Raw genomic sequence first — 25,754 nt, forward strand, 5'->3', positions numbered from 1 at the left:
CACCTATTCTTCAGTATTATCATCAGCGCTTGTATTTTCATCAATATCTGATGATGTCTTATCAGAAGCTTCTTCACTATCAGAATTCTTAGTATTTTCAGCTTCATTATTGGCATTGTTATCTGTTTCTGTAGTATTATCTGTTGACTTTTCATCGACAAATTCTACTTCAGATTCTGGACGAATATCAATCTTATATCCTGTCAAACGTGCTGCTAAACGCACATTTTGACCTTTTTTACCAATAGCAAGAGACAATTGATAATCTGGAACAATTACTAAAGCACTCTTTTCGTCTTCATCTTCACCAAATTGAACAGCAATTACTTCTGCTGGATTTAATGCATTAGCAATAAAGTCTGATGGATCATCTTCATATTTAACAATATCAATATTTTCTCCACCAAGTTCATTAACAACGTTTTGAACACGCGTACCCTTTTGACCAACACAAGTACCAACTGGATCAATATTTGGATCATTGGACTTAACTGCCATCTTGGTACGATCTCCAGCCTCACGAGCAATTGATACAATTTCAACAGTTCCGTCATAAATTTCAGGAACTTCTTGTTCAAATAATCTCTTAACCATATCAGGTGCAGTTCTTGAAACAGTAATTTGCGCACCTTTTGAATCAGAACCGACATGGGTTACTAAGACACGGATTTGATCTTGTGGATTGTAAACTTCATTTGACATCTGATCACGATGAGGCATTACTGCTTCAACGTTGCCAATTTTAACATAAACAAAACGATTGTCGCGTCTTTCAACTGTACCAGTTACCAATTCATCTTCATATTGAGAATATTCATCGATAATATGGTTTCTCTCAGCTTCACGTAAGCGTTGCATGATAACTTGCTTAGCTGTTTGAGCAGCAATTCGGCCAAAATTCTTTGGTGTTACTTCAAAACGAATTTCATCGCCAACTTCATATGCACGATTAATTGCTAAAGCATCTTTCAAACTAACTTCCAGGCGATCATCTTGAACTTCATCAACAACCGTCTTTACTGCCATGACCTTAAAGTTGCCTTTTCTTTCATCAAAATCAACTTCAACGTTTTGTGCTTGATTATAATTCTTTTTATATGCAGCTACCAAAGCGGCCTTAATTGCATCAATAATAACATCTTGTTTAATGCCCTTGGTCTTTTCCAAAGTGGCAAACGCTTCTAGCATTTCTTTAGACATAAGTTTTTGATCAGCCTTTCTAAAATTCAATTGCAAAACGAACATTTGCAATTAACTTACGGGGAACAGTTAATGTTTTTCGTCTTGTCTTATCCTTTATTTCCAATACAATCTCATCATCATTATAGGACTTGAGCGTACCTTCATACACCTTTTTATCCTCAACTTTTTGATAAAGACCAATATGAATATAATCATTCAAGGCTCTCTTCCAGTCAGCAGCAGTTTTAATTGGTCGCTCTGCACCTGGCGATGATAGCTCCAAAACATATGGCTCAGGAAAAGGATCTGGATTGAGTGAATCTAGTTTTTCTGAAACTAATTCACTCAAGGCTGCGATTTCATCAATATCAATTCCATCTGGTTCACGATCTACGTATATACGCAAATATTTTTTACCCTTTTCTGTTACATACTCCATATCAACCAACATGTCGCCATGTTCATCGATAATCGATTCGACAACTGGACGAACAAGATCTATAACTTTAGACAAAAATTTTCCTCCGTAATAAAAAGAGTGAGCATTACTGCTCACTCGAATTTACCTATTCGAACTTCTTTATTAGTATAACATGATTCATCAAAAAATGTAAAATCAGAATAACTAGAAAAGCGATAGTTGATTTTCATCTGGCATACCGTCTAAAACTCCATTATCTTCAAAGTAATTCATAATCGTTTGTGAAACTTTTCCACGTTTAGAGAGATCTTCTTTAGATAAGAATTTCTTTTCAGCACGAGCTGCTACAATTTGCTTAGCAGCGTTATCACCTAGACCCGGTACAGCATTAAACGGTGCTAAAATAGTATGTTTATCTAAAATCTTAAAGTCTGTTGCTTCTGACTTATCAATATCAACCATCTTAATCTTTATGCCTCTTTCAAGACATTCATTTGCAATTTCCAAAACAGTCAATAAGCTCTTATCTTTAGCAGAAGCATCCATTCCTTTATCCTGAATTTCCTTCATAGCAGCTTTAACTGTATTCTTACCATGACTCATTGCGACCAAATCAAACAAGTCAGCACGAACAGAAAAGTATGCAGTGTAATAAATTTCAGGATAATAAACCTTAAACCAAGCAATTCTTAAGGCCATTAGAATATAGGCTGTAGCGTGGGCTTTAGGGAACATGTACTTGATTTTTAGGCAAGACGGAATATACCAATCAGGAATATTTTTATTTTTCTTAAGTACTGCCATGTTTTCATCACTAATCCCACGACCGTGACGCACTGATTCCATAGTTGAAAAGGCAATTTCCGGCTTAACTCCCCAGTGAATTAAGTCCATCATAATGTTATCACGACAACCAATAACATCTTTCAGTTTGCAAGTTCCTTGGTTAACTAAATCTTCTGCATTTCCCAACCATACATCGGTACCATGAGACAATCCTGAAATCTGTAAAAGTTCAGAAAAAGTGGTTGGCTTAGTTTCCTCTAACATTCCACGAACAAATCTCGTCCCAAATTCAGGAACTCCTAAGGTTCCTGTTTGTGAACCAATCTGTTCTGGTGTAACACCAAGAGCTTTTGTACTAGAAAAAAGTGACATAACACCAGGATCGTCAGGTGGAATAGTCAAAGGATCAATTCCGGACAAATCCTGTAAGTGACGAATCATAGTAGGATCATCGTGTCCCAAAATATCGAACTTCAGAATGTTATCGTGAATGGAATGGAAGTCGTAGTGAGTAATCAGCCATGCAGCATTTACATCATCAGCTGGATATGAAACCGGAGTAAAATCATAAATATCCATATCATCAGGAACAACAACAATACCAGCTGGGTGTTGACCGGTTGTTCTTTTAACTCCTCGAATACCACTAGCCAAACGATCAAGTTCAGCATTACGAAGCTTCAAATCACGTTCTTCATCAAAGTGCTTTGCATAACCATAAGCAGTCTTATCGGCAACCGTGGCAATTGTCCCCGCACGATATGAATTATCCGGCCCGAACATAACTCGAATGAAGTTATGGGCAACTGGCTGATAATCTCCAGAGAAGTTTAAATCGATATCAGGCACCTTATCCCCATGGAAACCTAAGAATGTCGCAAATGGAATATCCTGACCATCTTTAACTAAAGGCGTACCGCATTTAGGACAATTTTTGTCTGGGAGGTCAAAACCTGAACCATACTCACCGTTCTCAAAGAATTGAGAATATTTACATTTAGGACAACGATAATGCGGTGCCAAAGGATTAACTTCTGTAATTCCTGACATTGTGGCAACTAAACTTGAACCAACAGAACCACGGGAACCTACCAAATATCCATCTTTGTTTGATTTAGCTACCAACCGTTGTGAAATCAGATAAATAACTGCATAAACATTAGAAATAATTGAGTTCAGTTCTAGATCAATTCGATCTTTTACAATCTTTGGCAAAGGATTTCCATAAAGTTCATACGCTTTGTCATAAGTTAATTTCTTCAGTTCTTCATCGGCATGCGCAATATGAGGTGGATATAAACCATCTTTAATTGGCTGAATCTCAGAAATTTCATCCGCAATTTTGTTGGAATTATCAATAACAATTTCTTTTGCCACATCCTCACCTAAGAAACTAAAGGCATTCAACATTTCTTGAGTAGAATAGAAATGTAAATCTGGTTGTGGCTTGTTTCGATTAGGGTTAGAACGCTGAGCTGAAATTAAAATAGTCCGGTAAATTGCATCATGAGGTTCTACATAGTGTGCATCCCCCGTTGCAACAACTGGTTTCTTCAGTTCCTTGCCTAATTTATAAATATTGCTAATGATTTCCTCTAGTTGTTCCTCATCCTTAATCAAACCGTCTTCAATTAATTGAGAATAATTCTTAGGTGGCTGAACTTCCAAAAAGTCATAAAACTTAGCCTTTTCACGTGCTTCATCATAGCCCTTTTGCATCATAGCCACGAAAACATCACCCTGCCAACAACCAGATCCATAAAGCAAGCCTTCATGCAAACGGGCTAGATCTGATTTTGGCGTACGTGGAATTCGATAAAAGTCCTTCGTACTTGCAATAGAAACCAACTTGTATAGATTCTTCAAACCTTTTTGGTCTTTAGCAAGAACAGTCATATGTGAAGGGCGAGCACGTTTATAAACTTCACCATGAGCTGCATAACCATTTAAGTTATTCAAATTGTCTTCGTTGTACTTTTTCTTAAATGCATCAAGCAACTTATACATTAAATAGCCAGTAGCTTCCGCATCCTGATTAGCACGGTGGTGATGTTCCAAAGATACATTATACTTTTTAGCCAATGAATCCAGAGTATGTCGATTCTGCTCAGGATGCAATAAACGTGAAACTTCTAGAGTATCAACGACTGGTTGAGTAATTTCTTTTAATCCAGCTCTTCTTAATGCAGCATTTACAAATCCTACATCGAATTGAACATTATGTCCACAGAGCGGACGATCACCATAAAAGTCTTGGAATTGTTTTATTACCACCGCTTCATCATCAGCCGCACTTACCATTTCATCTGTAATAGAGGTCAAATTGATAGTCTGTTCACTCAAAGGATGGTGTGGATTGATAAACTTATCAAATCGTTCCAACACTTCACCATTTTTCATCTTTACAGCACCAATTTCAATAATTGTGTCATATACAGATGAAAGACCGGTAGTTTCAACGTCAAAAATAACAAATTCACGATCCTCATAAGTCATTGGAGCGGGATTTAGTACCAAAAGCGCATGATCATCAATCATGTTTGCTTCAAGTCCATAAAGGATCTTCATCCCTGTTGCCTTACCAGTACTATATGCTTCAGGGAAAGATTGAACATCACCATGGTCTGTAATTGCAATTGCCTTCTGCCCAAACTTCTTAGCTGTTTTAATAAAATCACTTGGTGCATTAGTTGCATCTAATTGGCTCATATTAGTATGCAAATGCAATTCAACTCGTTTTTGTTCACCTTTATAGTCTTCAGTGCGACCAACATGCTCAACCGTTTCAAAACTGCTAATATTGAATACCACATCGTGTTGATATTGGTCTTCAGCAGCTCCACCTTGCATCTTAGCCCAAGTACCAGGTTTAATAGCTGACATTTGCTCAATTTGTTCCTTATCAGAAACAAATTTTTTAAAGGCAATAGAGTCACTGTAATCGGTAATTTCCCCAGTAAAGATCACTGAACCAGTCTTCAATTCACGACTTTCAATATTAAAAATATTTCCTTCAATTACGACATTTCGAGTCCCATCTTCTAGTTCTTTAATTTGCGTAATTGGAGCATTCTCATCTAACTTGCGCTTACCATAACTAGTTCTCTTTGTTGGATATTGCCGTGGCTGAGGCTTAGGTTTTTCAGGAGTTTGTTCAAACTGTTGTTGCATATTTTTTTCATGCTCTTGATGCAACTCCTGTAAGCTTTCCATATTATTTTGCAAACTGGCTTGATCTACCTGTGTAATAAACTTCAAATTGAAAAAGCCATATTTACGCATTTCTTCAGCTAAATTATCTAAAGCTTCTTGTTCAATCATTCCATCAATTACATTATTATCAACAGGAATGACCCAACGACCATCTTCTTTTGTTGGTTTTTGAGCCGCTAAAAATTCACGTGCAATAGTCTGCAAAACATTCGAATTTTCAACAGCATAGTGCCAATATTTTGGTAAGTATTTATCTGATCCATCAGCTGTTCTTACAAAAAATCGTACATTTACAAAAGAAGAAAAAGTTTCTTCTATAGCTTTTCTTAATGCTACATAAGTATCGTATTGTAATGGAGTATCAAAAAAAACGTGGATATCCCACCTGTGTTCCTTAGCGTAAACATCCACGTTTTCAATCTTTCCTTTTTGAAGAAGGTCATTATCTTCAAAACTATCAGGAAAGTGAACCTGTTTGAGCAATTTTAAGAAAAGATCGTTTTTATTTGTCACAAAAATTATCCTAACTCTTGATTTACAAATTTATCTAATTCATCAATTGACATTTCGGTTGCCTTTTCGTCTGTTGGTCTCTTAACTTCAACGATTCCATCAGCAGCCTTCTTGCCAACCGTAATTCTAATTGGTGCACCAACTAAGTCAGCATCGGCAAACTTAACACCTGCACGTTCCTTACGGTCGTCATATAAAACATCATACTTGTCACTGAATTTCTTTTCAAGTTTTTCAGCTAATTCAGTTTGATCATCTTTGTTCATCTTCATTTGAACAATGTGAATTGAAAATGGTGCAATTTCTTTTGGCCAAGCAACACCATGTTCGGTTAAATGTTGTTCAACTGCAGCTGAAAGCATTCTAGTAACACCGATACCATAGGAACCCATGATAACTGGCTTAGCTTTACCATTTTGGTCTAAGAAATCAGCACCCATAGTCTTAGTGTAGTAAGTACCAAGCTTGAAAATGTGACCAACTTCAATTGAAGTCGTAAATTTAAGTGGCAAATGATCAACTGGATCTGGTTCTCCTTCATTTGCAGTTCTCAAATCTGCAAATTCATCAACCTTGAAATCACGATCTAAGTTTGCATTTTCAAATTGATAATCAGTTTCACCAGCACCTACAACTACGTTATAGAGGTTCTTAACAGTCTCATCGGCAATGATCTTATCAGCCCAGTCTGCATTTACAGGACCCACGCCGCCTTTTTCACTACCAGTAATTTTCTTTAAGTCAGCGGTATTGGCTTCATGAACATCATCAGCATCAAGAACGTGGCCTAATTTAACTTCGTTGATTTGTTTATCGCCACGAATTAAAACTAATACCTTTTTACCATCAGCAATATAAAGGATACTCTTTACAATTCTAGTTGCAGGTACATTAAGGAATTTAGCTAACTTCTCAATAGTGTCACAATCTGGAGTTGCAACCTTAGTAAGTTCCTTAGCTTCTTCTGGTTCCTGTTTAAATGTATCAATACTCTTAGCCATTTCCAAGTTAGCAGCATAAGTACCAGTTTCATTCATTGCAATAGTATCTTCCCCAACTGCGGCTGGTGCTTGGAATTCAGTTGAGTTTTTACCACCCATTGTTCCGGAGTCAGCAATTACTGGGTGCACAGAAACGCCTGCACGCTTAAAAATACGTTTATAAGCGTTCTTTTGATCATCGAATTGTTCGTCTAATTGATCACGAGTTGCCGCAAAACTGTAACCATCTAACATTACAAATTCACGACCTCTAAGAAGCCCAAAACGAGGACGATTTTCATCCCGGAATTTAGTTTGAATTTGATATAAAGCAAGAGGCATTTGCTTGTAACTCTTTAAATTCTTAGCGATAATTTCAGTAAATGTTTCTTCATGCGTAGGTCCAAGCAAACTTTCACGACCATGACGGTCCTTCAGTTTGAACATTTCTGGACCATATTTCTTATAACGACCAGATTCTTGCCACAAAGTGGCTGGCAATAAGTGAGGCATAATCATTTCAGGAACATTAATTCTGTCCATTTCTTGTTCAATGATTGCTTCTGCCTTACGTAAAACACGATAACCTAATGGAAGATATGCATATACACCAGCAGTAACCTGACGAATATAACCTCCTCTAATCATCAACTTGTGACTTTCGGCCACAGCATCTGATGGAGCTTCCTTTAAAGTTGGCATGAAAAATTTTGATTGACGCATTATTTCTCCTAAAGTAAAAATAAAACTTAAAACTATTTAATGAAGTAACGATAAATATCGTTACCTGTAACTGCAATAATTAAAACTAATAATAAACCAAAACCGATTAACTCGACAATTGCTTCATGTTCTTCTGAAATCGGCTTCCCACGAACTAACTCAATTAAGTTTAATAAAAGTTTACCACCATCTAAACCAGGAATTGGAATTAAATTGACGATTCCTAGGTTAATCGAAATCATTCCCAAGAAAGCCAAAATATAAGTAAATCCCATTTGAGAAACCTGTGAGGTTTGAGAATAAATTCCGACTGGACCTGACAACTTATTTAAACTAAAGTGTTCAAATAAATTACCTACTGCATTAAATATTAAACCAGTAGTTGAAACAGCGGTGTTCCAACCCCTTTTCAATTTAACAATGGCATTTTCATCGCTTTTAGCTTCAATACCAATTTGGTAGAAAGTCTGCTTTTGAATTTTACGAGCTTTTGGCTTGATAGAAACAGTCCGAGTAGAACCATTTTTTTCTAATTCAAACAACATTTTCTTACCCTTACTTTGATCAATCAATTCTGATACTTGATCAAAAGTATTAACCTTTTTACCATTAATAGCGATAATCTTATCTCCAGCTTCAATTTTGGCATTTCTTGCTGGAGAATTTGCCATAGTCGAATTAATAGTTGTAGTTGCAGGGCCAGGAACAGTAAATGTCCAAATTAAGAACACAACAAAACCTAGTACGATATTCATAAAAGGTCCTGCAAAATTAGTTGCTAATTTTTGCCAAACATTAGCCTGATTAAATTGAGTATCACGTGGTGCGATAATTAATTCAGTACCATTTTTTTCAATAATTGTTGCATCATGATTAACATGATAAGTTACTGGATCATTTTCATCGCCGTTTTCATAACCCTCAATTACTAACTTGTCGACTAAATCTGCTTTAGTAACTTGTACGGGCACACCTTCTATTGGCATATCTGATTCAGAAGCGTCTATCCGAACGACTTCTTTTTGATCATTTAATTGCAAAACAACCATCATCCCAGGATCCAGCGTACTTTCATCATCTGATCCTGCCAAACGAACATAACCACCCAGAGGCAACCACCGGATGGTATAAGTCGTAGGATTCCGTCTGATTTGAAAGAGCTTAGGCCCCATACCAATTGAAAACTCACGAACAAGGATACCCGACTTTTTAGCTACTATAAAATGTCCAAATTCATGAACAAATACAAGTAAACCAAAGACGACTAAAAAGATTAGTATACCTTTCAATAAAAAACTCTCCTAATGAACAATGCCTAAAATAGCGGCTACTACAGGCAGTACGAACAGCATACTATCAAAACGATCTAAGATGCCACCATGTCCAGGTAAAATTTTACCGGAATCTTTTACACCATAGAAACGCTTATATGCTGACTCTACCAAGTCACCCATTTGTCCTACAATTGAAAGGAAGAATGACAAAATTACCATAGTCAGTTCAGAGGTACCAAAAGTAATGTTAAAATAACTCAAAACTGCTACATAAATTGCACTACAAATTAGAGCACAAATAACTGCTCCAATTGAGCCTTCCCAAGTCTTGTTAGGACTAATTACTGGCCATAATTTATGCTTACCGATTTTACGACCGATCATGTAGGCACCAATATCTGTTGACCAAACGACTACAAAGACATAACCCAAAAGAGCTAATCCATTTTGGGGATATGCTCTAATTGCAGCCATATAGTGAAAACCAATTCCGATGTAAAGAGCAGCTAAAGTGTAAACACCCACATCATCGAAAGTAGTCTTATTCTTTGAAAGAACACTCCAAGTTAGGAATACCATAATAATGCCGTAAAATACGCCTAACTTAGTAATATTTGATGGAAATACCTTAAAGAAAGAATCTGGTACCGTCCAAGTTAAAGTTGCAAGTAAAGCTAGTATAAAATCAAATGAAACAAGAATCTGTTTCTTCATCAAAAAGATTTCACTAATACCAACTGCAGCAAAAAGTACAGTCAGCCAGTCCATATAAAGACCGCCTACGAGCACAATTGGAATAAAAAAGATTAAGGCAACAATTGCCGTAATTACACGTGTTTTCATATTAACTATCCGATTCGTCTACCTTACCAAAGCGCCGATTTCGGTGCTTATAATCATCTACAAACTTTCTTAAATCATCTTCATTAAAATCTGGCCAGTTTTTATCACTAAAAGCTAATTCAGAATATGCTAATTGCCATAATAAAAAATTAGAAATTCTTTGCTCTCCAGAAGTTCTAATTAATAAATCTGGATCTTGATATTTACCAAAATTTCCAGTCATTAAATGATCGGAAATCATTTTTTCAGTAATATCTTCACTTTTTAGTTCCCCAGTTTCAATCATGCCGCCTAACTCTTTCATAGCTGAGGTAATCTCTCTTCGAGAACCATAATTAAAGGCAAAGTTAAGAATCAAGCCAGTATTTTGGGCAGTCTCCGCCATTGCACGTTCGACAATTTGATACGTTTTCTCAGGTAATTCATCTAAATAACCCATAATATTGACTTTTACGTTATTTTGCATCAAAGTTGGCATATATTTATCGAAGAAACGCACGGGAAGATTCATTAAATAAGCGACTTCTTCCTTAGGACGAGCCCAATTTTCAGTAGAAAAAGCATATAATGTTAGAACTTTTATCCCTAACTTGTCTGCCGCTAAAGTAATGCGTTCTACATTATCCATTCCTTCGCGGTGACCTACAAAACGTGGCTTATGCCTTTTCTTAGCCCAACGTCCATTACCATCCATAATAATGGCAAGATGATTTAATTCGTTATCCTTCTTGCTCATTTTTATCCTTGAGTAATTTCTTTACGCTTATCATCAGCAAGTTGATCTATCTTTTTAGCTGCATCATCAGTAACTTTTTGAACTTGCTTCTCTAAATTTCTTTGTTCATCTTCGGTGATATCGCCATTCTTTTCGTCTCTCTTTAAAGAATTCATAGCATCACGACGAACATTTCTAACAGCAATCTTTGCTTCTTCAGCATACTTACCAACTTCTTTAGCAATTTCTTCTCTTCTTTCACCAGTAAGTTGAGGAATTACCAAACGAATTACCTTACCATCATTTGCTGGCGTTAAACCAAGGTTAGAAGCTAAAAGTGCATGCTCAATATTATCCAAGCTGCTTTGATCATAAGGGGTGATCAATAAAACACGTGGTTCTGGGATGGTAATACTAGACATTTGTGTCAAAGGTGTAGGTGCACCATAGTATTCAACTTCTACGTTATCAAGAAGTGCAGCATTAGCAACACCTGCACGAATGGAAGCTAACTTCTTTTGATAAACCTTAATAGATTTATCCATATTTTCTTGTGCTTTTTTAATAGTCTCGTTATTCATTATTTGTTACCTCTAATAACAGTACCAATATTTTCTCCCATAACAACTTTCTTAATGTTACCTGGAGTATTAACGTTAAATACAATTAATGGGATTTCAGTATCCATTGAAAGTGAGCTGGCTGTTCTATCCATTACTTTCAAATTCTTAGAAATCAAATCAAGTTGGGTTAATTCTGTAAACTTGGTTGCTGATGGATCAGTCTTAGGATCAGCTGAGTAAACTCCATCTACACCATTTTTAGCCATTAAAATAACATCTGCACCGATTTCAGCAGCACGTAAAGCAGCGGTAGTATCAGTTGAGAAGTAAGGGTTACCGGTACCACCACCAAAAATAACTACACGCCCCTTTTCAAGATGACGTAAAGCTCTTCTTCTAATATATGGTTCCGCAATTTGTCTCATTTCAATTGAGGTTTGCATTCTAGTTGGAACACCAACTTTTTCAAGACCATCTTGCAAAGCCAAACCATTCATAATAGTGGCAAGCATACCCATGTAATCAGCTTGAGCGCGTTCCATCCCCAATTTAGCACCAGTTTCACCACGCCACATGTTACCGCCACCACAGACGATACCAATTTCAACACCTAAGTCATGAACTGACTTAATCTCATTGGCTAAGTGACCAATAACAGTTGGGTTAATACCAGTGCCCTTGTCACCAGCTAAAGCTTCACCTGAAATTTTTAAAATGATACGTTTATATTTAACTTGACTCATAATGACCTCCTCTAATAGCTTTAATTATTCTACCATATATAAGCCTGCAATGTCTTTTAACTCATGAAAGACAAAAGAAATTTATAAAAAAAGAGGAGCACCAATCGTACTCCTCCTTTCTAATTTGCAGTTAAAACTACTTCATTTGTTCACGAACTTCAGCGGCAAAGTCTTCTTGCTTCTTTTCAATACCTTCGCCTACTTCAAAACGCTTGAAGGCAACTAACTTAGCGCCCTTTTCCTTCAAGAATTCGCCAACAGTCTTACTATCATCCATGATGTAGTCTTGTGATAATACTGCAAATTGCTTATCAACTTGAGTATTGTCATCAATAAAGCGTTGCATCTTACCAGGAATAATTCTGTCCCAGATCTTTTCTGGCTTACCTTCTTCTTTAAGTTCAGCCTTAATGTCTTCTTTAGCCTTAGCTAAAACATCATCAGTTAATTGCTTTTCTGAACCGTAAACAAGGTGAGGTAATGGCTTCTTATGAACCAATTCACGACTTTCGTTATCTTGGTCAATCTTGTGGTTCATTAATGCCAATTGTTCCTTAATGAATTCATCGTCTAATTCATTTGGTGAGATAACCTTAGGCTTCATAGCAGCAATATGCATTGCTAAGTGCTTAGCAGTGGCAGCATCAGCACCTTCTAAGACAGTAATAACACCGATTTGACCACCATTGTGTTGGTAAGCACCAAATTCTTGATCATCAGTCTTTTCTTCCAAAGCGAAACGACGTAAAACAATCTTTTCACCGATAGTAGCAGTAGCATTAACAAATGCTTGATCTAAAGTTGAACCATCCTCCATCTTTAATTCTTCAGCTGCCTTCATATCAGCTGGCTTACCTTCTGCGATAGTCTTAGTAACATCTTTTACCAAGTTAACAAATTTATCGTTTTGTGAAACGAAGTCAGTTTCTGAGTTAACTTCAGTAATAGCTGCAACATTACCGTTAACATAAACGCCAGTTAAACCTTCAGCTGCAACACGGTCAGCCTTCTTAGCAGCCTTAGCCATACCCTTATCACGAAGATATTGGATGGCTTTATCCATGTCACCGTCAACTTCTACCAATGCCTTCTTAGCGTCCATAACGCCAGCACCAGTACGTTCACGTAATTCCTTAACTTGCTTTGCAGTAATTTTTGCCATTAATATGTCCTCCTACAGAACTAATAGTAAAAACTAGTCTTCTGGATTTTCTTTAGCGCCAGTGACTTCTTCTGAACCATCAGCGTTTTCCTTGAAGTCAACTTCAACAGATTCGTCATCTTGACCTTGCTTACCTTCAACGATAGCATCTGCCATAGCACCTGAGATCAAGCGAATAGCACGAATAGCATCATCATTTGAAGGAATAACAACATCAATTGGGTCTGGATCGGTGTTAGTATCAACCATAGCTACAACTGGGATACCCAAAATGTTAGCTTCGTGAACAGCGATCTTTTCCTTCTTAGGGTCTACTACGAACAATACGTCAGGGATTCTTGGCATGTCTTCAATACCACCTAAGAATCTTTCAAGCTTGTCCATTTCCTTAGTTAAAAGAGCAACTTCCTTCTTTGGTAATACATCGAAAGTGCCATCTTGTGACATTTCCTTCAATTGCTTTAATCTTCTAACACGACTTTGAATAGTAGTCCAGTTAGTCAAAGTACCACCTAACCAACGTTGGTTAACGTAGTATTGACCTGCACGAGTTGCTTCTTCAGCAATTGAGTCTTGAGCTTGCTTCTTAGTACCTACAAACAAGAATACGCCACCGTCTTGTGCAACAGCCTTCATAAAGTTGTAAGCATCATCTAACATCTTGATAGTCTTTTGCAAATCAATGATGTAGATACCATTTCTTTGAGTAAAAATGTAAGGAGCCATCTTTGGGTTCCATCTTCTAGTTTGGTGACCGAAGTGGACACCAGCTTCAAGCAATTGCTTCATTGTAACAACGTCTGCCATATTTTATTCCTCCTATGGTTTTAATCCTCTCAAGCGTTCATTTCATCATCTAACCACTACCTAGGGCACCACGATGATGATCGCTCTTGATGTGTTTTTAACTTATATGCCTACACAGCATACTTGACTATTCTACAAAAAATTTTTTTGACTTGCAAGATTAAAATTGAATATTATGCTCTCGTAAAAATTTTTCTTTCCAAGCACGACTATGATGTTTAAACCAGTATTCTCTTTTTAAAGCTAAACGTTTATCATCAAATTGTTCATGATAAATCATTTTTACCGGTCGTCTTGTTTTAGTATATTTTGCACCTTTACCAGAATTATGCATTTTCAATCGATGTGCTAAGTCATTAGTGAAACCACCATAAAAGCTGCCATCGTTACAAAGTAAAACATAAAAGTAATATTTGCCGCGAGCATCATGTTTTTCTTTATCTTCTTTTGTTTCGCGTACAATTCTTTGTATCAATGGTCTAAATTCACCATTTGGGTCATGTACTTCAATTGCATCCCGCAACTCTGCTCCGTCGGTACCTGTATGTTTTACCGCTTCAATAATAATTAAATTTGCATTATCACCACGATGAGAAACAAAAGGCTGAATCATTTTAACGCTTAAATCATGCTTTATACAGTAGTAACAAATTTCACCCAAACGTTCTGGGCGATGCACCATGTACATCCTCCCTTTCATCTTCAATAATCCGCTGGCAACTTCAATAATCTGCTCTAAATTAATTAAAAGTTCATGACGAGCGATGGCTTTCTTACGATCTGGATTTACCTCATGGCCTTCGGGCGCTTTAAAATATGGCGGATTGACTGTTACAACATCATAGCTATCTTTACGCAAAAAACTAGGAGCATTTAATACATTATCTTTATAGACTGAAATTCTATTTTCCATCTTATTTAACTCAACAGAACGTTTGGCTTGAGAATACACTTCATCTTGAATTTCTATTGCATCATAATGTGCTCTATTAAAGTAGGCCATATAGATTGTAGCTGCACAGTTCCCCGCGCAAAGATCAGCTACTTTGTCACGATCACGAATTGTTTCTTTTGCCCAGTATGCCAAAAGAAGAGTATCCATGGAAAAACTAAAGGCAGTCTTATCTTGGATAATCCGCAAATCATCACTGTACATATAATCAATTCGTTCATTATCTTTTAAATCCACCATAAAAAATATTTGCCTTTCTCATCTATCTATTTTTATAATAGCTTACAACAAATTGGAGGACAAAATGTTTTATAAAATTATTCGTCCTATTGCCCGCTTCATTGTTTGGGTATTAAATGGACATTTGCATATCCATCATAAAGATCGTTTACCTAATGGAAATTACATCTTAGTTGCTCCACACCGCACCTGGTGGGAACCAATCTTATTTGCTCTTGGTGCCAGTCCAATGGAATTCATGTTTATGGCAAAAATTGAATTATTCAAGAATCCAATTCTGCGTTTCATTTTAAAGCATGCTCACGCTTTCCCTGTTGACCGAAAAAATCCTGGACCTTCTGTTTTAAAAATTCCTGTCAAAGGTTTACGAAAAGGAGAACTTTCCTTAATTATTTTTCCATCTGGAACAAGACATTCAGCTGAATTAAAAGGCGGTGCTCTAGTAATTTCTAAGATGGCACAAAAGCCTATGGTACCAGTTGTTTATCAAGGACCATTATCTTTTAAAGATTTACTAAAAAGAAGACCACTTAAAGTAAACTTTGGCAATCCCATCACTATTGATCGTAAAACCAAATTGACTCATGAAAACGAAGAAATTATCTATCAAAAATTAGAAGATGCATGGAAAAAACTGGATGATGAGTTGGATCCTAGCTTTCATTACATCGCAAAATAGATAAAATACTTAATCTACTACGCTAGATTAAGTATTTTTTATTGCAGATTTCCTTTTAGTGTTAAAATAAATAATTAGGTTTGATAATTATTGGAGGAAAGATAATTGTTAGAAAAAACATTTTATAAAATGATGCTCAAAAAATCCTTCCCTTTTCCCGTTAAAGTAACTTACTGGGATGGCAAAAGTGAAGTCTACGGAAATGGCGATCCTGAAATCGAAATCGTTTTTAACGAAAAAATTCCTATGGGCGACATTACTAGAAATGCTTCACTTGCACTTGGTGAAGCATACATGGACAAAAAGATCGAAATCCACGGAGACATTCAAAAACTAATCTTAGGTGCTTACGAAAGTGCCGACAGCTTCATGCGTTCTTCCAAGTTTCGCAAGTTTTTGCCTAAACAAAAGCATACTGAAAAGCAAAGTGAAGAAGATGTACAAAGTCACTATGATATTGGTAATGACTTCTACAAGTTATGGCTTGATCCAACTTTAACTTATTCATGTGCTTACTTTGAAGATGGCAATGAAAATGATCTCGAACAAGCACAAATTGCTAAGGTCCACCATATTTTAAATAAATTACACCCTCAGAAAGGCAAAACTTTGCTCGATATTGGCTGTGGTTGGGGAACTTTAATGCTCACTGCTGCCAAAGAGTATGGTTTAAAAGTTACTGGTGTTACTCTGAGTGAAGAACAATTTAAATTAGTACAAAAACGTATTTACGATGAAAACTTACAAGATGTAGCCGAAGTTAAATTAGAAGACTACCGTGAGCTTGGAGATCAACACTGGGACTATATTACTTCAGTTGGTATGTTCGAACACGTTGGATCAGAAAACTTGCCTGAATATTTCCAAGATGTGTACAAGTACTTAAATAAAGATGGAGTTGCATTAATCCACGGTATTACTCGTCAACAAGGCGGTGCTACTAACGCTTGGATTAATAAATACATTTTCCCAGGTGGTTATATTCCAGGTTTGCAAGAAATTGTTGGTGACATCGTCGACAATGGTTTACAAATCACAGATATGGAAACACTACGTCGCCACTATCAAAGAACTTTAGAAATTTGGGACAAGAACTTTAATGCTGCTCGTGACCAAATCCAAGAAAAAATGGGTGAACGTTTCACTCGTATGTGGGATATGTACTTAAATGCCTGTGCAGCCTCATTTGAATCAGGCAATATCGATGTTATCCAATATCTTTTAACTAAGGGTCCATCTGGCAAAAACTTACCAATGACTAGAAAATACATGCTTGATAAATAAACTTAAGTAAAAAAATAAGCGCTGAATTTCAGCGCTTATTTTTTTACCCTTTTTACCAAATAGTAATCCTTTCCTTGGGATCAAGCCACATGCCATCTTCAGGCTTAACATCAAATGCCTCATAAAATTCATTTTGACATTGAACCGGAATGTTTACTCTCGTTGGTTGCGGGGCATGTACATCAGTTTGCACTTCTGTCTTGATTGCCTCTGGACGTTGCTTTTCCATCCAGCTTCTAGCATAGTTTTCAAATAAATCTTTTAAATCTGCTCCGTCGTTTTTAGCAGTTTGGATAGCACATGCTAAACCTGCCAAATCAGCAATATTTTCAGAAACTACTTGTTTACCATTGACCTTTGCAGGACCATATTGCAAACCGTCAAAGATATTAACCATTTGACCAACTCGGTTATTGAATTCCGCAAAGTCTTTCTTAGTCCACCAGTTCTTCATATTACCGTGCTCATCAAACTTGGCCCCGTCATTATCAAAAGCGTGTGAGACTTCATGACCAATGGTTGCACCAATACCGCCATAATTTGCACCACGAGATTGCTTTATGTCATAGAATGGTGCTTGCAAAATACCAGCTGGGAAAGTCAAATCATTTCTTTGAGGATCATAGCAAGCATTGTTTAGATTCCCTGGCATTAACCATACTGACCGATCAACTGGCTTAGTCAATTTATCCAGCATATATTGCGTACGCACCGTATCCATCGCAGCTTCATTTTCATATAAGCTCTTTTCAGGATCAACTTGCAAAAGATCAAAGAGTTTTTCAATCTTTTCAGGATAACCAATCTTTAAGACCAAAGCCTTCAACTTAATTATTGCCTTTTTCTTGGTATCTTCAGACAACCAATCGTTTTGATTAATTCTTTCTTCGTATACCTTAAGCATGTTATGAATCATATCTTCAACATCATGCTTTGCCTTTTCACCAAAATATTTTCTACCATAGAAAATACCCACAACTTCATCAAAGGCACTATTGGCTAAACGGTAAGCTTGTTTGATTTGTGATGGCATTTCTGGCGTACCAGTAATTGCCTTATTAAATGGAAATGCAGCTTTACGGAATTCTTGTGACAAGTATTTAGCCACACTATTAATATATTTGACCAGCATCCAGCCTTTGATCTCGTCAAAATTATTTTCATTAATCAATTCTTCAGCATGATCAAGAAAACGTGGTTCCATTACGATGACACGATCAGTTTTCTTGGTTAAAAGCGCACTTAAAAATCGATCCATATCAAATGCTTTAAACTTAGCAATAAAATCAGCATAGGATACAGGATTATAAATAGCGGCATAATCAGCCCACTCTTCAGTAGATTTAACTACTTTTGCGACCTTGGCATCAAAAGCTAATGCATTTTCAACATATTCTCTCGCTTCAGTTTTACCAAGTCCGGCCATCATCAATAAATTAATACTTTGTTTTTGCAAAATATCTAATAATTTTTTAGCATCTGGAGTTTTATAAGTAGTCGTGTCTGGCAAGAATGTGCTTGGACCACCAAAATACAGCACGTTAACGTCCGTATTTTTCATATCGGCATCAACATCAAAGCTGAACGGTAAAGCATATGATCCCATGAAAAGCTTCTTTGCCTTTCCCTCAAAATCAGCAAAGTTGCTCAAATCCAATAACTCCTCCAAATCTTTTTGAATTGAATGTGCTTTTTCTGCATCCCTCTTTTCAAAGTTCTTGGCAATTTTATACAAAGCAATTGCTTTATCAAAATCCTTAATCTTTGGCATCTCTTCTTTACCAGATGCAATATCGGCAAAGTCTTCCATCATACGTTTTTCGATCTTGATATCCAATTCTGAGTTAACACCAGTTGATGTCCGATCTGCTGGAATTTCAGCTTTGGATAACCACTCTGAGTTAACAGCTAAGTATAGATTATCTTGTGGTTTAGCATTAACATCTGGTTCAGCGACATCTCCTGCACCACCACGAACAGCTAAATATCTTCTCATTTCGTCCTCCTTTACCTGATCATTAATATTTCATCTTTTACTCAATTATAGCAAAAAGAATGCTGGCAATATGGCCAACATTCCTTAGCTTAATCTTTGTTTTTATTATTTTGTAAAGTATACAACTTATAATAATAACCTTTTTGCGCTAACAATTCTTCATGCGTACCTCTTTCAACGATGCGTCCTTTATCTAATACAATGATTTGATCAGCATCAGCAATCGTTGAAAGTCTATGGGCAATAGCCAAGGTAGTTCGACCTTTACGCAATCTCTTTAACCCCTTTTGAATTAAATCTTCTGTTTCTGTATCTACATTAGCTGTAGCCTCATCTAACACCAAAATCTTGGGATCAGTGACCAAAGTTCGAGCAAAAGAAATCAGCTGTCTTTCCCCTTGGCTTAGTTCACTACCGCCTTCAATCACTTTAGCATGATATTTGCCTGGCATTTTTTCAATAAAACGATCCGCTTGAACAGCTTGAGCAGCCTTTTTAATCTGCTCATCGGTAATATTCTTATTATATAACCGGATATTCGAAGCAATATCTCCATAGAACATAAAAGGTTCCTGTAAAACCAAACCTAACTTTTTACGCAATTCCTTTTTAGAATATTTTTTAATATCAACACCATCAATTAAGATTTCGCCCTGATAATATTCATAAAAGCGCATCATCACATTAATAATTGAACTTTTACCTGAACCAGTATGTCCTACGATACCAAGTGTTTCACCAGGATTTACTGTAAAAGTAATATCATGCAAAATTTCATTCTTACCATCATATGAAAAACTAACATGTTTAAATTCAATCTTACCTTTGCTAATAGTCAAACCTGGTTGCACTTTTTGAGCTGGTTCATATTCCGTATCATCAAGAATTCTAAAAATACGCTTACCAGCAACAATCCCATCTTGAAAGAGTGTCATTTGATCCATCATTGTAGAAATTGGATTGAAAAACTGAGAAATATATTGTGAAAAAGCATACACTACCCCTGCTGGTACAAATGTTGCTTGCAAAGGGAAGCCAAAATATATTAAAGAAACGGCTAAAGCTAAGGAATAGAGCAAACTAGTTAGTGGCGACAGAAGCAACGAATTAATTCGAATCATATTGAAACGAGTATTCATTAAGCCACCATTCTCATTTTCAAATTCCTTAGTCATTCGTTTCTCTTGCTTAAACTGTTGAATTAAAGAAACCCCTTCAATTGATTCATTCAAATTAGTATTAATTCTACTCAAGCGTTCACGATAGTTACGATACAAGCGTGAACTATATTGCGAATAAAGCCAAATAATAAACAGCATAATTGGCAGAAAAATCAACATTAACCAGCCAGCCGTTCTATTAGTCGCAAACATTGCTACCAAGGCTGAAACAATTGAAAAGAAACTAATGACTACACTCGATAAAACAGTCAAGAATTGGCTCAAAGTCATCGTATCATTTGTTACTCTTGAAACGATTGAACCAGCAGGCGTTTGATCAAAGTAACGCATGCCTAAAGTATGCAGTTTACGGTAAAGCGCACGTCGAACACTTTCTAAGGATTTTTCTGATCCTAAAGCAAAAAAGTATTGATATGTAAATTGAATAATAGCCTTCAGTAAAGAACCTAAAGCATATAAAAAGCCAGCAAATAGAACTATCTGAACTGTTGCACTCTTTTTAATCAAAAAATGATCAAGAAAGTATTGTAAACCAAACGGTAAGAGCATATTAATAATGCTTACAAAAAGAGCACCAACTAAGGCAATTATCATCTCAAATTTGAATTGTTTAACAAAACCCATCAATCTTTTAAAGATCCCAACTTGCTCTTTAATTGGTATCGCCTTTGCCCAAACTGATTGATTGCTTTCATCGTTATTCATTGCTGTCACCCACCTCGTCTTCTAATTCTTGCTTACGCCACATTTCTGCATACCAACCATTTTGAGCTAATAATTGATCATGTGTACCACGCTCAACGATTTTACCGTCTTTTAAAACCAAAATTAAATCAGCATTCATCACTGAAGTTAAACGGTGAGCGGCAATTAAAGTTGTCTTATCTTTTCTTTCTTTACGCAACGCCTGTAAGATTTCAGTCTCTGTCTTAGCGTCAACTGCTGATAATGCATCATCTAAGATCAAAATTTGACTCTGCTTTAGAAGAGCACGAGCAATTGACATTCTCTGCTTTTGTCCACCAGATAGAGACACACCGTTTTCACCAACTAATGTGCTGTATTCTCGCGGCATTTGTAAAATATCATTATGCAAATCACTCTTCTTGGCCGCTGCAATAATTTGATTATCTTGTGCATTAACATCTGAAAAAGCAATATTCTTTTGAATACTCGTTGAAAACAAGTAATTATTTTGTGGTACATAAGCAATTTGCCTTAACAAAACATTTAAAGGTATATTCCGAATATCATGTCCATTAAGGGTTATCTTACCTTCATAATTATCAAATTCTCTCAAGAGTAGCTGAATTATGGTAGTTTTACCTGCACCGACTCTACCAACTAAGCCTAGAGTCTGTCCGGTTTTAAGAGCAAAGTGAATATCCCGTAAAACTGGAATATCTTTTTCATCTGGATAAGCAAATAATTTAACATCATATTGCAAATCACCGTGAATGTCTGTCGGTGTCAACCTCTCATCTGCGTGAGCATCAGTAATCAACGGTTTCTCATCTAACAGCTTTTGTACACGGTCATAACTGGCACTTCCACGTTCCAAGATATTGAATAAATAGCCAATTGCAAACATAGGCCAAACCATGTTTCCAATATAAGCAATAAAAGAAACTAGCTGACCAACAGATAAGATTTTATCGGATACCAATAAACCACCATAAATAATAGTAATTGTATAAGTTAAGCCAATAATAATAGTTCCCAATGGATCAAATAATGAATCCCAAATAAAGACTTTTTTATTAATTTTAATTGTATCATCAACCATCTTATCAAAAGCATTGGTATCTTGCTCACTTTGACCAAATGTCTTAATAACCTTGATACCAGAAATTGACTCTTGAGTTTTATTATTTAAACGAGAAAAAGCCGCTTGAGACTTATCAAAAGCATTGTGTAAATTGTCTCCTAAATGTTTAGCACTCCAAGCAAGAAACGGCAATGGCAACAATGCAACAATCGTTAAACGCCAATCGACAAACACAATCATTGCAATCATAGTCGACAGCCCCATAATCAGTGAATCAACCAACGTCAAGACACCATCTCCAGCGACATTTTGAATTGCAGAAACATCATTAGTGGCATGGGCCATCAGGTCACCAGTTCTGTGTCTTTGATAAAAAGTACGATCCATGATCATAAAATGATCAAATAATTTTGACCTCATTTGCCGTTCTAGTTCGGCAGCTCCACCCCAGATTTGTTTACGCCAAAAATAGCGCAAAATATAAAGAACAAAAGCTGCTGCTAAAACAGCAATAATCAGCATCCCATATTGACCCCAAGAAATATGTCCTTTATCTAATTGATCAGCCATTAAGCCTAATACTCTTGGCGGAACCAAATTTGCTAAAGAAGTCAAAGCTAAAAAAGTAATACCAACAATATACCGCTTTTTCTCCTGCTTAAAAAACCAACCCAACTTACTAAAAATATTCATTTCCTCACCTCATTCTTAAAAAAGAGCACAAAAAAAGACGGAGGAAAATCCTTCGCCTTTGCATACAAGATAATTTACTTAATTATCTTTGTTGATGCTTCATCATGTTCATTACTTGATGTACCTTCTTATTTGAAGGTTTTTGTCCCATTTGAGACATCATAGCAACAATCATGTCTTCACTAATAGGAGGATTATCCCTGAAATATTTCTTCATGTATGCTCTTGCACCATAAAAACCTGCAGTTGCACCAACTAAAAGGGCAACAATGATTAAAAAAATTGCTAAACCTAAATTCATATTATATCCTCCATCTAACTAACAATATTATTTTACATAATTTTTCATATTTTTTAAAGGCTTAATTAATCTTTTCTAAGTCCTTTTCTTCTTTGAGCGCGTTTAGCTCTTTCAGAAGTAACTTCTTTACCATTCTTATCGATAATTACCATATCCTCGACATCTTGCCTAAAAGCAGCTCTGAAGTTTGCGATAAATTTTTTATGAAGTTCCTTACGCTCTTGTTCCTCTGCAGGTGTTAAGCCTTCTCTTTCCTTCTTGTGGTAAAGTTCATTAATACGATCAGTTACCTTTTTTTCTTCTTCTTTGCTCATAATATCTTTATTCATAATATCCACCTCACATTGACAATCATTAGTCTACCTTATTTTTAAACTAAAAAAAAGGTATAATTCTTAGAACGCTTGTTTGAGATTATTTGATTTTTCTGTTAAAATTACTTATAAGAATAAATAACTAAAATTAACGGAGAAAATGAAAATGCCTAAGAAAAACAGTGAAACTAAACAATTAGAAATTTTACGCTATATTTATGATACTGTCGACCATCGAGGCTTTCCACCAACCGTTCGTGAGATTTGTTCCGCCGTTGGCTTATCTTCAACCTCCACTGTTCATGGTCATTTGGCACGTCTCGAACGCAAAGGTTTATTGATTAAAGACGCAACTAAGCCTCGTGCCCTAGAAATTACTGCCGAAGGTAAGGAAAAATTAGGTATTAAACCTAAGGAAATTCCTGTGGTCGGTGTGGTTACTGCTGGTCAACCAATTTTAGCAGTAGAAGATATCGATGAATACTTTCCACTCCCACCAGACCTTGAAAACGATGCTGGTGAACTATTTATGCTTAAAGTTCACGGTGAAAGTATGATAAATGCTGGCATCTTAAACGGAGATAATGTAATTGTCAGAAAGCAAACCTCTGCTAACAACGGTGAAATTGTTGTAGCCATGACCGAAGAAAATGAAGCAACGGTTAAACGTTTCTACAAAGAAAACGGTCATTATCGTCTACAACCGGAGAACGATACAATGGATCCTATCATTTTACCTAAAGTAAGTATTTTAGGTAAAGTTGTTGGCCTTTACCGTAACGATATAGATTAATAGATATTGTAAATTCAATAAGTCAGGCTCTTTATTAGCTTGACTTATTATTTTTTGCCTAAATTTTCTATAAGCTTAACTTCAAATAGCGGTAGCCACTTCTCTAAGTAACCTGCACGAGTCGGATGAATTGCATCTGCCATATAAAGTGAATCCTGTTTCTTAAAAGCAGAATTGTTATATAAATCAAGTACGTCAATATTCCATTTTTTAGCTATCTCAAGTGTTTCTTCGACCATTTTTTGATATAAGGAATTGTCAAAAAATGGATTTGTATAAATCAAAATTGGGCAGTGCCACTTATTTTGAGCGGAACTAATAATAAACTCAATGGCTCCTAGAATTGTTTGTGTATCATAATTACTATTCGTGCTTATCTTACCTAGTTTTTGATTAGTATTGGCATCATTAGTAGAAAGTTGCAACACCATCATATCTGGTCTAGTCTCATCCAACTCTTCCTTAAAACGAGCTACATAAGAATCACCATGATAACTAGTATCCTGATCCACCAAAGTAGTGCCATTTTCTGCGTCTTTAATGGCAGCTACCCCATCTTTCTTCCAAAGATAGTCAACAAAGGATTCACCCAAAGCGCCAAAACCAAAGGTTACTGAAGATCCTAAAAACAAAATTTTTTTATTTCTTAAAGGACTTTTAACGGTCTGGACTCTATTTAAACTATATTTGCGACTGTTCCCCGGTAAATAAGCGAGGTCGGAATAATAACGCTGATTTAAGGGATGCTCATCCAAATCCATTCGTAACTCTTTTAATGCAATATCTGATAAATCATTATTTTGTTTAATTGGAATCAAAAATGTTTCGTTACTCATATTTTTCTTCTTTCAAGATAAAGGGCTTAATTACTTCCCAATCCTTTTTTATATCTTTAGCTAATTTTCGATTATAGAATACAGCTGCTGGGTGATATTCTGGGAAAATAGTATATTTTTCTTCAGACCAAATATAACCATCTTTCTGTTTATTCAATTTTAAAATTGAAGTATTCTTGATCACTTTTCCATGTTCAGCAGAAATTTTATGTCCAGGTCCAATTAATCTCTCTAAACCAGTATTTCCCAATGCCACAATCAACTTAGGCTGGGCATATGCAATTTCATAATCCAAAAAAGGTGCATGTGCTAATATTTCTTTTTTAGTAGGTTTACGATTAGGATATTTAGTAACCTCCTTGTTTTCTCTTTTACTAAAAACCTTCTTAATACTATAAGGACGACTTCGAACAGCACTAGTGATATAAACCTGATCTCGAGTTAAGCCAATCTGTTTCAAAGATTTATCCAGTTCTTTGCCAGCGTCACCACTGAATGGAATATTGTTTACAATCTCGTTACGACCTGGCGCTTCACCTACAATCATTAATAATGGGTATCGCGGACCACTTCCCGAATTAATGCCCTCAAGTTTCATACCCTTTGAACGTTGCCTAACTTCATTAATCAATTTTTTTGGATAATCCATTATTGTTCACTTCCTAATTTATTAATTACACTAATTATAATTAATAAGCAAATGTATTTCATGTAATAGAAATTTAATGTATAATGAATTCAATTTAAGATAGCAAAAACCGCCGGTGTTGATACAATCCCACTAAAGTGGAC

At 36.1% G+C, this 25,754-nt stretch carries 22 protein-coding genes; 3 read left to right on the forward strand and 19 right to left on the reverse strand.

Annotated elements, in window-relative coordinates; translation table 11 throughout:
• Positions 1-3: 3 nt before the first annotated feature.
• From nusA to FC57_RS05710, 12 genes are all read right to left on the reverse strand, one after another.
• Positions 4-1,200, reverse strand: a complete 1,197-nt coding sequence (gene nusA / locus FC57_RS05655; protein ID WP_040529868.1) for a transcription termination factor NusA — start codon at positions 1,198-1,200, stop codon at positions 4-6.
• Between the two features lie 19 nt (positions 1,201-1,219).
• Positions 1,220-1,696, reverse strand: a complete 477-nt coding sequence (gene rimP / locus FC57_RS05660) for a ribosome maturation factor RimP (RefSeq protein ID WP_040529718.1) — start codon at positions 1,694-1,696, stop codon at positions 1,220-1,222.
• Between the two features lie 111 nt (positions 1,697-1,807).
• Positions 1,808-6,115: a PolC-type DNA polymerase III gene (locus FC57_RS05665; RefSeq protein WP_007126317.1), complete on the reverse strand. Its 4,308-nt coding sequence runs from the start codon at positions 6,113-6,115 to the stop codon at positions 1,808-1,810.
• Positions 6,116-6,120: 5 nt separating this feature from the next.
• Positions 6,121-7,818, reverse strand: coding sequence for a proline--tRNA ligase (locus tag FC57_RS05670; protein ID WP_007126318.1), 1,698 nt, complete (start codon positions 7,816-7,818; stop codon positions 6,121-6,123).
• A 32-nt stretch (positions 7,819-7,850) separates the two neighbouring features.
• Complete coding sequence (rseP, locus tag FC57_RS05675) at positions 7,851-9,107, reverse strand: RIP metalloprotease RseP (RefSeq protein WP_007126319.1); 1,257 nt, start codon at positions 9,105-9,107, stop codon at positions 7,851-7,853.
• Positions 9,108-9,119: 12 nt separating this feature from the next.
• Positions 9,120-9,935, reverse strand: coding sequence for a phosphatidate cytidylyltransferase (locus FC57_RS05680; protein WP_007126320.1), 816 nt, complete (start codon positions 9,933-9,935; stop codon positions 9,120-9,122).
• Position 9,936: 1 nt separating this feature from the next.
• Positions 9,937-10,671, reverse strand: coding sequence for an isoprenyl transferase (locus tag FC57_RS05685; RefSeq protein ID WP_007126321.1), 735 nt, complete (start codon positions 10,669-10,671; stop codon positions 9,937-9,939).
• A 2-nt stretch (positions 10,672-10,673) separates the two neighbouring features.
• On the reverse strand, positions 10,674-11,231 hold the full coding sequence (gene frr / locus FC57_RS05690) for a ribosome recycling factor (RefSeq protein ID WP_007126322.1): 558 nt from the start codon (positions 11,229-11,231) through the stop codon (positions 10,674-10,676).
• Positions 11,231-11,956, reverse strand: coding sequence for a UMP kinase (gene pyrH / locus FC57_RS05695; RefSeq protein WP_007126323.1), 726 nt, complete (start codon positions 11,954-11,956; stop codon positions 11,231-11,233). The genes frr and pyrH overlap by 1 nt, the downstream gene beginning before the upstream one ends.
• A 136-nt stretch (positions 11,957-12,092) precedes the next feature.
• A complete protein-coding gene (tsf, locus tag FC57_RS05700) occupies positions 12,093-13,118 on the reverse strand; it encodes a translation elongation factor Ts (RefSeq protein ID WP_007126324.1) in 1,026 nt (341 codons plus the stop codon).
• A 33-nt stretch (positions 13,119-13,151) separates the two neighbouring features.
• A complete protein-coding gene (rpsB, locus tag FC57_RS05705; protein ID WP_007126325.1) occupies positions 13,152-13,925 on the reverse strand; it encodes a 30S ribosomal protein S2 in 774 nt (257 codons plus the stop codon).
• 160 nt (positions 13,926-14,085) lie between these two features.
• A complete protein-coding gene (locus tag FC57_RS05710) occupies positions 14,086-15,117 on the reverse strand; it encodes a GIY-YIG nuclease family protein (RefSeq protein WP_007126326.1) in 1,032 nt (343 codons plus the stop codon).
• 64 nt (positions 15,118-15,181) lie between these two features.
• Here FC57_RS05710 and FC57_RS05715 point away from each other — a divergent pair, with 64 nt between their 5' ends.
• Positions 15,182-15,796, forward strand: coding sequence for a lysophospholipid acyltransferase family protein (locus tag FC57_RS05715; RefSeq protein ID WP_007126327.1), 615 nt, complete (start codon positions 15,182-15,184; stop codon positions 15,794-15,796).
• Between the two features lie 105 nt (positions 15,797-15,901).
• Positions 15,902-17,080, forward strand: a complete 1,179-nt coding sequence (locus tag FC57_RS05720; RefSeq protein WP_040529720.1) for an SAM-dependent methyltransferase — start codon at positions 15,902-15,904, stop codon at positions 17,078-17,080.
• 52 nt (positions 17,081-17,132) lie between these two features.
• Here the strand turns inward: FC57_RS05720 and FC57_RS05725 are convergent, their stop codons facing one another.
• The 5 genes from FC57_RS05725 to FC57_RS05745 all read right to left on the reverse strand — a co-directional run bounded on the left by FC57_RS05725 (position 17,133) and on the right by FC57_RS05745 (position 23,348).
• Complete coding sequence (locus FC57_RS05725) at positions 17,133-19,076, reverse strand: M13 family metallopeptidase (RefSeq protein ID WP_007126329.1); 1,944 nt, start codon at positions 19,074-19,076, stop codon at positions 17,133-17,135.
• A gap of 89 nt (positions 19,077-19,165) precedes the next feature.
• Positions 19,166-20,962: an ABC transporter ATP-binding protein gene (locus tag FC57_RS05730; protein ID WP_007126330.1), complete on the reverse strand. Its 1,797-nt coding sequence runs from the start codon at positions 20,960-20,962 to the stop codon at positions 19,166-19,168.
• Positions 20,955-22,718, reverse strand: a complete 1,764-nt coding sequence (locus FC57_RS05735) for an ABC transporter ATP-binding protein (protein ID WP_007126331.1) — start codon at positions 22,716-22,718, stop codon at positions 20,955-20,957. Before FC57_RS05735 ends, FC57_RS05730 begins: the two co-directional genes overlap by 8 nt.
• Before the next feature lie 82 nt (positions 22,719-22,800).
• The gene (locus FC57_RS05740; protein WP_007126332.1) at positions 22,801-23,019 is read right to left on the reverse strand and encodes a YneF family protein; all 219 of its coding nucleotides are present in this window, start codon (positions 23,017-23,019) and stop codon (positions 22,801-22,803) included.
• A gap of 65 nt (positions 23,020-23,084) precedes the next feature.
• Complete coding sequence (locus FC57_RS05745; protein WP_007126333.1) at positions 23,085-23,348, reverse strand: DUF896 domain-containing protein; 264 nt, start codon at positions 23,346-23,348, stop codon at positions 23,085-23,087.
• A 151-nt stretch (positions 23,349-23,499) separates the two neighbouring features.
• Between FC57_RS05745 and lexA the strand changes: the two genes are divergently transcribed.
• Complete coding sequence (lexA, locus tag FC57_RS05750) at positions 23,500-24,126, forward strand: transcriptional repressor LexA (protein ID WP_040529722.1); 627 nt, start codon at positions 23,500-23,502, stop codon at positions 24,124-24,126.
• A gap of 47 nt (positions 24,127-24,173) precedes the next feature.
• Here lexA and FC57_RS05755 read toward each other — a convergent pair whose 3' ends face one another.
• Together FC57_RS05755 and FC57_RS05760 are read right to left on the reverse strand one after the other, a co-directional pair.
• Entirely contained in the window at positions 24,174-24,962 is a 789-nt protein-coding gene (locus FC57_RS05755) for an SGNH/GDSL hydrolase family protein (RefSeq protein WP_007126335.1), read from the reverse strand.
• A complete protein-coding gene (locus tag FC57_RS05760) occupies positions 24,955-25,611 on the reverse strand; it encodes a uracil-DNA glycosylase (protein ID WP_007126336.1) in 657 nt (218 codons plus the stop codon). Before FC57_RS05760 ends, FC57_RS05755 begins: the two co-directional genes overlap by 8 nt.
• Positions 25,612-25,754: the final 143 nt, after the last annotated feature.

Source organism: Lactobacillus ultunensis DSM 16047, assembly GCF_001436305.1.
Taxonomy (GTDB): domain Bacteria; phylum Bacillota; class Bacilli; order Lactobacillales; family Lactobacillaceae; genus Lactobacillus; species Lactobacillus ultunensis.